Here is a 13,370-nt window from a genome sequence, read left to right as displayed (position 1 = left end):
CCACTCATCTACCGGGAGTCTTATTAACTTCTGCGTTTTCATAGCACATACGAATGGGCAAGAAATTTGTAATAACTGGATTCTATGGAGCTGGAAACACAGGAGATGAAGCAATTCTCCAATCTATAATTAATATTTTAAGAGCGAACCATGATAATTGTGAAATTACTGCCCTCACATATCGGCCTGAAGAAACCGCTAATAAATATGGTGTAAATACAATTTGGCGACCAAATATTGGAAGAGAAAGTCTCAATATTGATTGGAAATCAATGATTGTTGCAGTTAACGATGCTGATGCTGTTATTGTAGGGGGAGGAGGATTGTTCCAAGATAACCATTCTTTTTTGACTGTTCCTCGCTATCTTCAAACTGCCTTTTTGGCTCAGATGTTGAATACTCCTACAATAATATTTTCGATAGGTGCTGGTCCTATTAAAAGTCGAATAGTGAAAAAGCAGATTGAATCGGTCGTGGGACGTTCTAACAATATAACTACGAGAGATGAATATTCAAAACAGGTTCTACAAGATGCAGGTGTTAAATCTGCCATAGAAATCTCTGCGGATCCAGTATTTTCTTTAGAGAAAGATGAGAGCGGGCATCAAATCATTGACGAAATAATTGATTCTGATCAATCGCAATGTCTTGGAGTCTCATTACGAGATTACGAATTAGAAGATGATGATAAAGCAGAAATCGCGTCATTTTTGGATACGCTCTCCCCTGATCACGAGATTGTTTTCATTCCATTTGGGGAAGGTGGGGGTGGGGAAGCAACAGATTACGAAGTATCGAAGCAAGTTAACTCGATGATGGAATCTGATGCACATGTGATCGATGAGATATATGATCCAACGGTAATCATGGGTATGATCGATAGGATGGATTTTGTTATCGGAATGCGCTTACATAGTGTAATCATGGCTGCTGCTGCGAATAAGTTGGTTCTTGGAATATCATATAAACCTAAGGTAGAATCTGTATTGAAGCGTCTTGGTTATAAACAGGATATGTATCTCACCATTGATGCTGGGATAACCCGCGCTGATTTATCGATTGCATACGATAACATCCTTAACAATGAGAAAATACTACAGGAATATACAGCGATGTCTGTGAATCGATTCCAAGAGAGAGTACAACAATCACTTGTTAATATTCAACATCAAGAAACAGACATTGGTGAAAAAATCACTGCTGGAATAGAGTTCCTGATTACGACAGGTGCATTGGGAACTTTGGAATTAAAGCGAACACGATTTTGAACTCCTCCGCCCTCTTGCGCTCGGGCTTCCTCGGCCTTCAGTTATTGTGGACGGAGGTTCCTGTTTCTGTATTGGAACTTGCACCGGAAGACACAGCGGTTCCAGACTTCGCAGGTGATTTCCCACTACAGGCGGTTCAGAATGTCCACTCTGTCCGGATGGACACTCGACTACCACGACCCATGCACGCTTCTTGTCGCGTTTAAACACTAGACGCATTGTAGTGAGTGTCTTACTACATCGTTCAACGCGGAGGAAGTCGGTTATGCCGCACAGTAACCAAAGATAGCGGGTGTATCCCTTCCTCCTCACTCCTTTCGGTCGCTCGTTGAGGAAAGAGGCGTCCCGTCTACCTTCCAGCTAAATCAAAATAGATCGAATATAGTGGGTAACGGGTGTCTATTTGCAGATTCGCTATGTTATTCTTTATACCCTAATGCTTCAAGCCTTTCGCTCACATCATTATCTTCATCTGCCAATTCTGTATCTGATAGAGAGTCGTGCTTTGGTTGATCTTTTTTGATTTTTCTCCTATTTTCAAACGGCATTTCTAACCACGGAACCTTTACTAATGGTTCTGATGTTGAAAAGTCTGGGTGCCCATATCGAGATTTTTTCGGGAAATTAATCCAGTGAGGTTTTTCCCCTAAGAGATTTCCATGATCTGAAGTGACTACCGTTTTTCCTTCAATTTGGTCAACTAATCTCTTAACATGCGGTAACACTTCTTCTAAACTTTCTCGATACGCTCTAGCTACTGTTCCAATTGAAATGTTGTTGTTCTGAAGGGCTTCCCAAACGTGTAGTGACTCATTTTGATTGGCTGATTTCCCCAGTGCACTTTTCCTGGATTCTACGTTCCCATTAAACGAGGAGAATTTTTCTTCAGCTGTTGGGCCTAAAAATGGGTGGTGAGGCTGCATAAAGTGGACTACTAGCCTTTTATCCTTACTTTCCTGGTATTCTTCAAGAGCAAAGTCTACCATTGTTTGGGGGAGAACAGTTCCAGTATCCTCATCCCACCCATCTTTCCACACATTAACTAGCCTATAAAAAGACTCTGGGGCATGGATACTAACGTACGGATTCGAGTTTATATAACAGGTATCATAGAACTCATTCCCCGTAAAATTGTTAAGGACAAACTCTTGGGTTGCTGACCCTTTCGAACGCTTTGATGTTAAATCCCCTTCCAAATTTGAAACACTCTCAAAAAGATCAAAACGACAGGCGTCCAATATTATCAAATTATCCCAATCTTCAGACATCACCTCACACCCAAGCATCTTATTTTGCAATGTACCAGACTGCTTTCTGAGTTCTTTGGCAATTTTCTCAGGATTTTTTAGCCCGGAAATTATTTGGTTAGTAGTGTACATGCATATCTAAACTCCTGACTTGGTATGGTCGTTGCTTATTTTTAAGCTTGTTCATGAAACTATGCATCTGATCCACAATCTACTTTATCGATGAGACTCGAGTCCCTTTTTATGCGCATCTTACTAGCAACCCCTGATTATCCACCACCACCAGGTGGTATTCAAACAGTTACGACTAATCTTGAAACAGGGCTTGAGGAGTTAGGTCATGATGTTGAAGTATTTGAACTGAACCCAAGCGATCGGAGTTGGGCAGATATACGGATTCCAAAATTCCAATTAGTTCATGACTTATTTAGTCGAGATAATTTATTCTTTAGGAGTGAATTTAAAAAAAGTATATCAAAAATAAAAGAATTTAAACCCGACCTCATTCATTGTCTCCATATAAAAAATCTACCTGTTTTAGCAGCTGCAAAACGACTGAATATCCCAACTGTAACCTCAATTCATGCATTAGAATTGGAAAATAAATCGCTCGCACAAAAGGCGTATGAATATACCTCGTTAGTCCATTCTGTAAGTGATTTCACAATAACTCTTTCAAAACTCCCCTCTACACAGGGAGTGTATAAAGCACCACCCTCTATTGATGTAAGTTCTTATGGTAATGGGAATAATACGACTTCAGGAGACTCTTTGTCGTTAATTTCGATTGCTCGAATGGTCGATCGCAAAAATTTGGAAACCGTGGTACGATCGGTACAATCTGTGTATAAACAGGGATTAGACTGTACATTAACAATTATTGGTGATGGCCCTAATCGTAGTACAATAGAGAAGATTGCCAGTGACCTTCCTTATGTTGATGTATTAGGCTGGGTCAGTGAAGAGCAAAAACGAAAAAGATTGAGTGAATCTGACGCTTTTGTCCTTACTCCTCGAAAAATTGGATATGATGTTGAAGGATTTGGTATTGTCTATATCGAAGCTCAGGCAAGTGGTACCCCGGTTATTGGATCTAATAATGGAGGAATTCCAGAAGCTGTTGGGGATGGTGGTATTTTAGTTGATGATCCCTTGTCTCAACAAGAATTAAACTCGGCAATACATCAAATTAGTAACGATAATACGAGAGAAAAATATGCTAAAAATGCTGAAGCACGTGTTTCAGAGTTTGACATTGCCACGGTAGCTAACTTACACGTTAAAAATTATCATAATATTATTTAAGATATGAATCTTTTCTACATAGTATATACTGAATGTATGTTTGAGAATGTATTAATTTGAAAAATCTAATATCAGTGCCCCTCGATTCTCTATTAAAGACAGAAAATACTAACCTGGGTGAGTTGGATATTCATTTGTGCCAGCTATAACCCCTCTCGGCTTCATCTTTATTCCACTGTTGATACTTGCATCAAGACAAAAAGACTATTCCCTAATGTTTTTCTTTGCAAGTTTGCCGTTCTATGGCCTTCATGTCTTCAGACTCGTTGGCCACGCGTTTACTTTCCCCGAACTTGCGCTTATGGCGTTCGGTGTTAATCAGATTCAGCGATGGTATCGCTCTCGGGAAATCAAAATCCCAGCTACAATTCCGTTATATGCTCTCTTTGGATTTTGGATTACCTGTCTATTATCGGTTCTATACCTTGTACTCAATACGCCCTCGATAACAGTGCATCCGTATAATACAGGTTCACTTGACGAACTTGTTCTCCGAGATCTGTCTTTCACGCTAAACAACATTTCCCAGCTTATCCTTCGAACATTTTTTGTTTGGGCAGTCATTGTATTGACGATAAACATCGATAGAGAAGGGATCAACAATGCAATTAAGGCAGTAATTTTCGGTGGATGTGTTATTTTATCTGTTGGGATTGTGTATCAAGTTACTCAATTTTTCAATTTCTATGCGTTTGCTCAATTTTTAGAATGGCTTGGATTTCGCATTCAAACCCGTGCAGGTGGATTTCTTGGCCTTATTCCTCGTATGTGGACTACTGCCGGTGAACCTGGTTTTGCTGCCCACTATCTGCTATTTGCACTGTCATTAACTGCACCATTTGCTGTTGTTTCAGAACAGTCAACGTCTATATTTACGAAATTCGGGGGGAGGGTATTTTCCTCGATTTTCCTAGCAGGAATTATCCTCTCGACTTCTACAACGGGGATTGGTGGTCTTCTCATATTCTTCTTTGTCCTTGGAATTGTTAGCCTTCTCTCTCCGTCGCTTGACCACGAACGTATTGGCAGACTCTATGCTATTGGGTTAGCCTTCGGTACCATTGTTGTTCTTGTTGGGGCACTCCTCTCAACAGGAATTCTCAATATTCTGTTTTATACGATTTCAAAACTCCAATTTAACGCTGGATCTGGAACACTTCGTATGACGTATATTCAAATGGCAATTGAAATTGTAACAAAGCGTCCGTTTCTTGGTATTGGAGTTGGTTCACAGTATGGTGCATCCCTGTTGGGAACGCTGACCGCAGAAACAGGTCTAACTGGTCTTTTACTATTCTTGTCGGCATATATCTCCTCAATAGTTGGGTGTCTCAGGATTGCCCGACGCAATAGACAAGAGAGCATCATTGCGACAGCGGTTGTTGTATCAAGTGCAACGTTGTTAGGCACAAGTCTACTGGCGAAATCAGTGACGGTCTTGTTATTCCCCTGGACGTGGTTATCACTGGCGCTTCCAATAGCAGTAGTAATTCAATATTCATCCCATCAATTATTATCTATTGCGTCACAAGAAATACACATAAAACCGATCCGCTCTCGATTATAGGACTACCTTTTACATTGCTGTAGTGACCTAGTGATGTCCCTATTCATATTTGTATCTTCTATACCCTAAAGTATGCGTAAAACAGACTGGTATGCAATATTCCAAAAATAATTATAAAAATAATCACCAATTCACCCAGATCTCTCAAGCAGAGCGAAAAACGTGATACGTATTTTCCCCTGATCAATACCTATTCGACAAGTCATTCAAATTCTTTGATTAGGGTAAAAGCGTAGAGTTCGTTGGATAACTCGTTGTTACCAATGACATCAAAACCCATTGACTGCCAATGGGTTTACCTCGAATATAGTGCACTGAATTAGAGCGCCAACTGTTTGGATAGTATTCTGATCAACAAAAAATCACTTTTTAAGAAGGAATTCGATAACGTGCCAATTCTTATTGCGTTGGATGAAAAAAGGACAAATGTTATGTTATTTTCCGCCAGGGTTGGGCGGTGGTTCTCTGACGATGAGAATGAGACTATCATTTACGAATGCAGACAGTGTGGGACGACTCTTTCGTCCGACCAACAGCGATGTCCAAACTGTAATTCAACCGAAATCGCGACGTTTAATGTCTCCTAACCCCGCTCCAACGTGATCATGATTAGGATATGTGTTTAACTCGAAATGTCAATTCGTTCGAGCTTTCCCCCGCACTTTGGACAGATGATGTATGTTGTTGCCGCGGAGGCAGTTTCACCACATAAAATACATTCATAAAGTTGGTCTTCCACTTCTGATGAACGGTACCGCTTAATGAACTTCTTGAGCATGGATATTCTCCTTCCTTACAATTAAGACTTGAGAGTGGATATATAGTAATTATCATTTGTCGGTTTCGAAATGATATTCATATACTACTAATGGCTTGTTGATGGAATACTACTCTGACGGTGCGAACCGAGATTGCCCCGTTTTTATAGGACTTCAATTGGCTCGTAGTTGAAACCAGTGTGGCCACTCCGGAGGATGACAAGATAATCTTCAACCGTAAATCGGACTTCGGCGTTACTTTTTCGATACACTTGCTTCAACGATGTCTTCAAGCGCATCTGGGTTCAGGTATTCGTACACTGAGCGTGTCGTTTGGCCGGCCCTACTACATTACCGAGTGTGTTGATCATACCAGTAATGAGCTCTAAATTCGATGCTTCGAGGTTGATCGTCTCGGCAACGCTCAATCTGTATTAGCGGGTAACCCCGGGCCAGACTGTTCGGTCGTGGAGCCAAAATTAGTTTATTCGCCTGTTTGTGTCGCCAGTGGTTCTTTCGCGATATTTTCTGTTGTCTCTCCAAATAGTTGAGTAACAATCCCTTAGAGCTAAATTCAGACACTTGAGAGAAAAATCAGTTGTGTTAGGCAGCGGGCCGTCCAGCGGTAGTGTCCTCACTGATCGTCTCACCAAATTCCTCATCATCACGCGTGGTGAGTTCAGTGTAGGCCGTTGCGAGCACAGCGGTCGAGAAGACCGTTGTGATAGCGCTAGCAGCCTGCGCAAACACCAAGGCAACGATGTCGCCAGCGAAACTGCCGCTCGTGAGGTCACCAAGACCAAAGACGAGGTTGATGAGTGCGGTGAGGAGCACTACGGCCACGCCCAGCACGAAGAGGTTAATACGGTACCCACGCGTCAATCCCCAACTGCTGCGGAACGCTTCGATGAAGTACTGGTCTTCGACAGCCACGTAGACCGTCCAGAATGCTAAGGTCACGAGCAGGAAGATACCCGGAACGATTAACGCGACCAAGCCTAACGCGACAATGATCCCGAAGACGATCGCACCAATGAAGAGGTTGATCGTGGCCCACACCATGTTTCGGGTGAAATACTCTCGGGGAAGGCGTTCGGTTTCATCGCTGACGAACACGCGGATGGCTGCGATGCTCACAACGAGCAACGCGATGCCCAGCACGAGTGAGACGATGCTTGCACCAAGAGGTGGAACGAGCAACGTTGGATCCGCCTGGACACTACCGGTAGTAAGCTGTTGCCTGGCGACCCAACGGTCAACACCGACTCCTAATACGCCGTTGAGGACGGAGATGACGAAGATAATACCCATGAGCATGAGCCCATTTCGTTTGATACTGCGGCTGTAGCCTTGCTTGAGCATGCTGGTGATGTTAATCGGCATAATCACCTATCTAATACGTTATGTGAGAATATATAGATATCGTCTACTTTCCATCAGGTGTGATATATATTCTGATTAATTATAATCATCTTCATACCCGGTGGGACATGGGATAAGAGATTGTATAGAGGCGTTTGAGTATATGATATATGATGATCACTTCGTTCTAAGGCAGTTCGACAAAATCTCGGAAAAGGTTTTCCACTTTACTCACACAGGACTTTTTTGGACGAATCCAATCAGCGAGGTCTGAGGCAGCGAGATAGGCGCAAATCTCGCTACTACTCGACAACCACAACGAATACCGGCTTGCATCGTCGTGTTCACGCCATACCTTCTCTGCAAGTTCGACGGGCTTGCGGTTGGTCATCGGTGCGAGCATTTCATCGTCATAGCGGACAAGTCGCTGGATCGGCTGTTGAATGTGCGACTGCGCCATCCCAGATAATGGTTCCAATCCAACAGTAGCAAGCAACTTCAACAAAATTCCGGGTAACGTCCCAACGAGGATCGAAATCATCGTTTGAGCAAGCTCTGGTGTTGCAAGGAGTAGCGCTAGTAGACAGCCGGGAATACAGACAGCAATTTCTTGCAGTGTAATAATCAATCGTCGGTCGATACACTTGAGGTCGTTTTCGTTGGACCTTCAGTCGCTGATTCTCGATGCGTTATGCGCCAGCCGGTCAGCCCCATGAAAAAGAGAATCGCTGGTGAAAGAAATCCTAGAAAATAGTATGGTGCATATGCGAGTGTCGGTACACCAAGGACGCCAGCCATATACACACCGCCAGCGTTCCAGGGAATCAGCGCACTTGTCGTCGTACCGGTAGCTTCGATAGCCCGTGATAGATTTCTGTTTTCGAGATTATATTCGTCATAAAGCCCTCGAAGGGTCATTCCTGGAATGACGATACTCATGTACTGTTCGGCGGTCAATATGTTCATCGTGATTGACGACAGGCCAGTTCCGATTGTGAGACTCGTCGTACCAGTAATAATCCGACGCATGTGATGGGCAAGTGCTGCAAGTATGCCGGTTCGTTCTAACAAGCCACCGAGTGCAAGAGCGGCAGCAACAATCGTAATCGTCCACGATGATCCGATCAGGCCGCTCGTCGCTAATAGTTCATTGACAACTTTCGCGCCTGTTTGTGGGGCCGTTCCGTTCTGTGCGATATCCCACGCCTTCGTGAATGAGTAGCCCTGTGTCAGTATCATTGTCCCAACGCTCGCAAAGACACCCGCTCCGAGCGATGGAAGTGCTGGGTAGCCATACAACGCAAATGCAAAGGTAACAACAAGAGGAAGGAATACAAGTGGTGTTACTGAGTAATTTTGTACAATTGCTGTTCGAATCGTCTCGACTTGTTCAACTGGAATCGTGCCAGTAAACTGGAGTCCGAGTGCAACATATCCTGCGAGAGAGAGAGAGTAGGAACGCGATTCCAGTGCCGACGCGCATAGTACTGACATGAGTCATCAAATCAGTATTTGTTACAGCAGCTGCAAGATTTGTTGTATCTGAGAGGGGCGAAATTTTATCTCCTGTGTATGCTCCTGTGAGAATTGCTCCTGCCGTCATCGGTGCAGGAACGCCCAGCCCTGCACCAATACCCATAAAGGCAACTCCAATCGTTCCAGCCGTTGTCCATGATGATCCAACCGTAAATGCGATTATAACGGCGAAAAGAGCTGTGAGCGGAAGGAATACCCCTGGCGTGAGTACCTCCAGGCCGTAGTAGATGATCGCTGGAATTGTTCCAGCTGCCGTTAGCGTGGCAATGAGCATGTAGATTACAAAGAGAATTAAAATCGCTTGCATCCCCATGCGAAGTCCGTCTACAATTCCTTCGTACATTTCTGCCCAAGAGATGTTTAACCAATATCGGCCAACAAGGCCAGTAAGCGCAATACTCCAGATCAACGGCATCTGGGGATCAAGACCAAGAGCGATCGCTCCCACCCCTAAAAACAGAATCATGCCGGCAACAGGAGCTAATGCCTGACCAAGCGTAGGTCGCCGATCTGGCTCCAGATCTTCGTATGTCCGTGGTTCAAGCGTTAACTTAACCATGCGCGACTGCTATTCACTACCACTATTTGAATATAACCATATTCACTTATAATAGTGTGGGAAATTGAGCAATCAATATTTGGAAATACTTCTCAAGTTACAAAATTTCATCTGTATATCGTGATTATGTACAAAAATGGTTTAAGGTGGACAGAGATGGGGTTCAAATCATATTTATGTGAAGATATTGAAATTTAATCAATTAATTTTGTTACCTACAACGCTGACAGTACGCTTATAACCGGACTATCTCTTGATCCCGACTGGTCGGTGGACGGTTTGATGACCGTCTCCTGAATAAACTGATGGGCTGCACCTGTCGCTCGGGCAGAGCAATTGATATCAGATTAGACACGAGATCGGAGAAATATTAATTATTTGAAATCACGGCACAAAATGAGATTTACGGAGACATTCATCTCGTGCGTTTTTTGGCAACAGTCTTTATTATTTGACTCTCCTATCGCTTCTCTACGAATGGATAATTGGCTTAGTCGCCGTCGGTTTCTCGGAGTAAGTGCTACGACGTGCGTCACCGGTTCTACCGCGAGTGTGGCTCGTCATACTCCGGACGATGAGGGTTCGAAACAGGCATCTCCACAACTGCAATCCGATGGTTCGAACCTCCGCTCTCAGGTCTCAAACACTGCTCCTGTAGATGTCCGCGGTGCCATCTACGTTCCTACACGAGCGTTCAATCGATATCAGATGTGGCGAGAGTATGATCCCGAGGTCATCGAGCGTGACCTCGGCTACGCAGCACGCCTGAACCTGAATTCGATTCGAACCTGGCTTAGCTACGAGTATTGGTTTGAAGACCGCGATGCACATGGCGAAAAATTAAAGCACTTTCTGCAGACGGCGGAGACGCACGGGATTCGTGTTCTCCTCGGACTTTTCGATAGTATTGGTGAGGAACCAACTCTCGATAATTTGGTCGGCTCTGATCTACATTCTGGCGTGCAAACGTTTTCCCCATCGACACGGACGATGCGGAATCCGGATCTCTGGGACAACCCTCGCGATTTTATCCAGTGGTTTATGACCCGATACAGTGATGATAACCGCTTGCTTGCTATTGAACTCTCAAATGAACCCGGTTGGAGACCCGAAAGGAGACGCTTTGTCAAAGCAATGTCGGAGCTCTTGACCCACTATCGTGGGTCGATTCCGCTGACGATAGGATCCACGAGTCTCGCGAACACTACCGACTATCTGGAGTGGGGAATGGACATTTTGCAGTTTCATTATAATTTTGCTCAGTCACCTTCCGATTTTCGACGAACACTTCGACAAGCGAAATTCATACAGACCAAATCCGGAACGCCAGTGTGGCTATCCGAGTGGCAACGAATTCGATCGGGTGATTCGTTTTTTACCGATCTCAATGGCGAAGCACGGTTTCCGAACTATTCATCTCTCGCCCCACTTATCCATGCCACAAATATCGGCAACTTCTTTTGGTCACTTATGGTGCGACCGGCCTCCGAGTTACACTTCCGTCAGCAAGGAATGGTAAACGGGCTTTTCCATGAAGATGGTGCAGTCTGGAGTCTGAATGACGCTCGAGCGATTACAGCAATGTCAGGAAACTCCTCATTTGAAGGAACCGAACGAAGAGAGTACCCGAACTGGATGACCGGATTACAGTCATCGACGAACTCACAATCTGACCTGTATCCACGGTAATTGTGTTTGATTCCATCGCGTCCCCGGCCTTCTCTTCGGCTCACACGTCGGATTTCCTCGATGAGAACGACAAGAGGGGAACCATTGATTTAATGAGCAACGAGCGCTGCCATCACATTTTCTTTACCATCCTCGACACGTTAACGCGCGAGGTTTTCTGTAATTCACACAACTGTCCTGCAAGAGTTTCTGACTGCTTCAAACGCGTGATACACTGGAAATGTGGTGCCCTCGTCGAGGATAACACCCGGCAAGTGATCTCACTCATGTCGAGAGAGTCGCTCTCTCCTTTCTGCGTTGTCAACGGCTGCAGTATAGCAACACGAACTCGACCACTAAGCAATCCTACCGATTATTCGTTCTCTAATTCCCGATCGACGACTTCGGCAAAAGCGACAGTCGGTGTTACATCCGTAATTTCGATACCCACCTGTTCGTGTTGTTCCGTATCGGGAACAATAACAATGTAACCCCGTTCAACCCGCGCGATCCCATCACCTTGGTCGCCAATTCCTTCAATTTCAACACTCCGATGCTCTCCTTCTTCGACAGGCGGTGCAGGATTGTCGTGGAGTTGGGTCGACTCTACACTATCTGTTGCATTTGATGCAGGTCTGATCAGAGCCACGCGGTATGTGCCATTTTCTTGGATGGCACCGTCTGTTAGCTCCTCTTTTGGGACTGTGATAGTGTAGGTCTCTTCCTGTTCCTCGATGCATTCACTGAACAAGCAAAGTAACTTATCAGGGATTTCCATAATTTGTTTCGCTGGTACACCAGCATAAACGTGTGCATGAATCTCGGTGATGGCTCAATTGAGAGCTACTTAATTCAGCGAGAGAGTCCCGTCGTTTACGGCGGACGTGAATCGCGTACGTTCTGTTCCGCAACCGCCGGTCACTGCTGATCTGGGGTCTCTAAGTCATCAGTAGCGTGGATTAACATCCCACGCTATGTCAGACCATGTTCGTTTTTCACGCGCCACCGCGACACGCTCACTTGTCCTGTGGTTTCGACGGCAACGCGGATCTCGTAGCGAGCGAAACGTTCCTGAGACGGCACAACGACGTAGTATGGCCGATGGCACGGCCCGTACGCAAGTGGACCGACCATTATGGTCATCGTCACCACGCGTTTGTTTCAACGAGGAGCGCACAAACCCGCAAGTTGCCTCCGTGGGTTCGGCATAGCCGAGACCCCCAGCGTGAGGAAACGCCGGGGAGGATATCATTGACGGTATGGCTAGTCGAACGCTGTCGCTATACATGCAGACGAGCAATATCTACAGGTGGAGCAGGCCGAGCGCCTCGGGGCTGGACCCCGAAGCGGTTCACTCGTCTATTTTCCAAATGTGCATTATTATCGTGAATCGATAGGGTGATACGTTGGCAGTTATTAGATTCTCTAGCTGAGAATGGCTGAAACAGATATTGAATCCGAGAAAACTGACCGCTTGCGCAAGATTTTCATGGAAGTCGCTGACGATCCTACCGTTACGGAATCACAGCACGAATCACACGGAACGCTTCACCACTCATCCGCTAGCACCGATACGCTTGCGGACATCATTCGAGAGATGCAGGCCGATTATGGATTTCAGACCTCTCTTTCGACAGACGAATTGGTACAACTTGTGCAGCTCTATTATGAGGACTACTCAGACACCGCAATCGCACGTGAATTAGGAAATCCAAGTCGAGATAAAACCGTAACACGGGCGCGTATTCATCTCCATCTCTTCCGTGAGACAGATTTTGAAGCGCCGTTTGATCTTGACCAACTTCGCAATCAACTCCAGTCTGATACTTCCCCTTCGGAAATTGCAGAAACAGTTGGTGTAAGTACTAGTACGATCCGCCGCTATCGCCGGATACTCGACGCAGAGCAAACAGCCCAAGAGAATGAGTATCGATATCAACAACGATTTGAGACGGTTCTCGATGAGTCGGACGAGAGTCATTCCATTCGAGAGTCGATAGAATCTGGCCTTGACGATGCTCTCGATATGTCTCCTGGGAAGAACTAGCTCTCCAAACTCTCATTCAGTACTGCTAGTTCGCCAATGCTAACCCTACGGCC

Annotated in this window: 9 protein-coding genes and 2 pseudogenes; 6 read left to right on the top strand and 5 right to left on the bottom strand. The window is 45.0% G+C overall.

All coding sequences use genetic code 11. The annotated features are described in order from the left end of the window. Positions 1-53 precede the first annotated feature (53 nt). The gene (gene csaB, locus LIX15_RS24005) at positions 54-1,268 is read left to right on the top strand and encodes a polysaccharide pyruvyl transferase CsaB (protein ID WP_227777720.1); all 1,215 of its coding nucleotides are present in this window, start codon (positions 54-56) and stop codon (positions 1,266-1,268) included. Between the two features lie 419 nt (positions 1,269-1,687). Here the strand turns inward: csaB and LIX15_RS24000 are convergent, their stop codons facing one another. Beyond that, positions 1,688-2,647, bottom strand: a complete 960-nt coding sequence (locus LIX15_RS24000; RefSeq protein WP_227777719.1) for a sulfatase-like hydrolase/transferase — start codon at positions 2,645-2,647, stop codon at positions 1,688-1,690. Positions 2,648-2,758: 111 nt separating this feature from the next. Here LIX15_RS24000 and LIX15_RS23995 point away from each other — a divergent pair, with 111 nt between their 5' ends. Then, positions 2,759-3,820 (top strand): glycosyltransferase family 4 protein, encoded by a 1,062-nt coding sequence (locus LIX15_RS23995; RefSeq protein ID WP_227777718.1) that lies wholly within the window; start codon positions 2,759-2,761, stop codon positions 3,818-3,820. A 136-nt stretch (positions 3,821-3,956) separates the two neighbouring features. Next, positions 3,957-5,387: an O-antigen ligase family protein gene (locus LIX15_RS23990; protein ID WP_227777717.1), complete on the top strand. Its 1,431-nt coding sequence runs from the start codon at positions 3,957-3,959 to the stop codon at positions 5,385-5,387. Positions 5,388-6,748: 1,361 nt separating this feature from the next. On the opposite strand, the gene LIX15_RS23985 is transcribed toward LIX15_RS23990, so the two are convergent. The 3 genes and pseudogenes from LIX15_RS23985 to arcD form a co-directional block, all read right to left on the bottom strand. Then, on the bottom strand, positions 6,749-7,528 hold the full coding sequence (locus LIX15_RS23985; protein ID WP_227777716.1) for a DUF7847 domain-containing protein: 780 nt from the start codon (positions 7,526-7,528) through the stop codon (positions 6,749-6,751). 166 nt (positions 7,529-7,694) lie between these two features. After that, positions 7,695-8,135, bottom strand: a complete 441-nt coding sequence (locus LIX15_RS23980) for a DUF8008 family protein (RefSeq protein ID WP_227777715.1) — start codon at positions 8,133-8,135, stop codon at positions 7,695-7,697. Continuing rightward, positions 8,132-9,602 (bottom strand): annotated as a pseudogene (gene arcD / locus LIX15_RS23975) (arginine/ornithine antiporter ArcD). The gene LIX15_RS23980 and the pseudogene arcD overlap by 4 nt, the downstream one beginning before the upstream one ends. A gap of 378 nt (positions 9,603-9,980) precedes the next feature. Here arcD and LIX15_RS23970 point away from each other — a divergent pair. Next, complete coding sequence (locus LIX15_RS23970) at positions 9,981-11,291, top strand: glycoside hydrolase 5 family protein (protein WP_227777714.1); 1,311 nt, start codon at positions 9,981-9,983, stop codon at positions 11,289-11,291. A 352-nt stretch (positions 11,292-11,643) separates the two neighbouring features. Here the strand turns inward: LIX15_RS23970 and LIX15_RS23965 are convergent, their stop codons facing one another. Continuing rightward, complete coding sequence (locus LIX15_RS23965) at positions 11,644-12,048, bottom strand: TRAM domain-containing protein (RefSeq protein WP_227777713.1); 405 nt, start codon at positions 12,046-12,048, stop codon at positions 11,644-11,646. Between the two features lie 222 nt (positions 12,049-12,270). On the opposite strand from LIX15_RS23965, the pseudogene LIX15_RS23960 reads away from it, so the two are divergent. Together LIX15_RS23960 and LIX15_RS23955 are read left to right on the top strand one after the other, a co-directional pair. After that, positions 12,271-12,481 (top strand): annotated as a pseudogene (locus LIX15_RS23960) (IS200/IS605 family transposon protein TnpB); the annotation flags it as partial. A 224-nt stretch (positions 12,482-12,705) separates the two neighbouring features. Next, positions 12,706-13,317: a helix-turn-helix domain-containing protein gene (locus tag LIX15_RS23955; protein ID WP_227777712.1), complete on the top strand. Its 612-nt coding sequence runs from the start codon at positions 12,706-12,708 to the stop codon at positions 13,315-13,317. The last annotated feature ends 53 nt before the right edge of the window (positions 13,318-13,370 follow it).

This window comes from Haladaptatus pallidirubidus (assembly GCF_020700235.1).
Classification (GTDB): Archaea; Halobacteriota; Halobacteria; order Halobacteriales; family Haladaptataceae; genus Haladaptatus; species Haladaptatus pallidirubidus.
The sequence above is the reverse complement of the archived record's forward strand: the minus strand, read 5'-3'. Positions and strand labels throughout refer to the sequence as shown.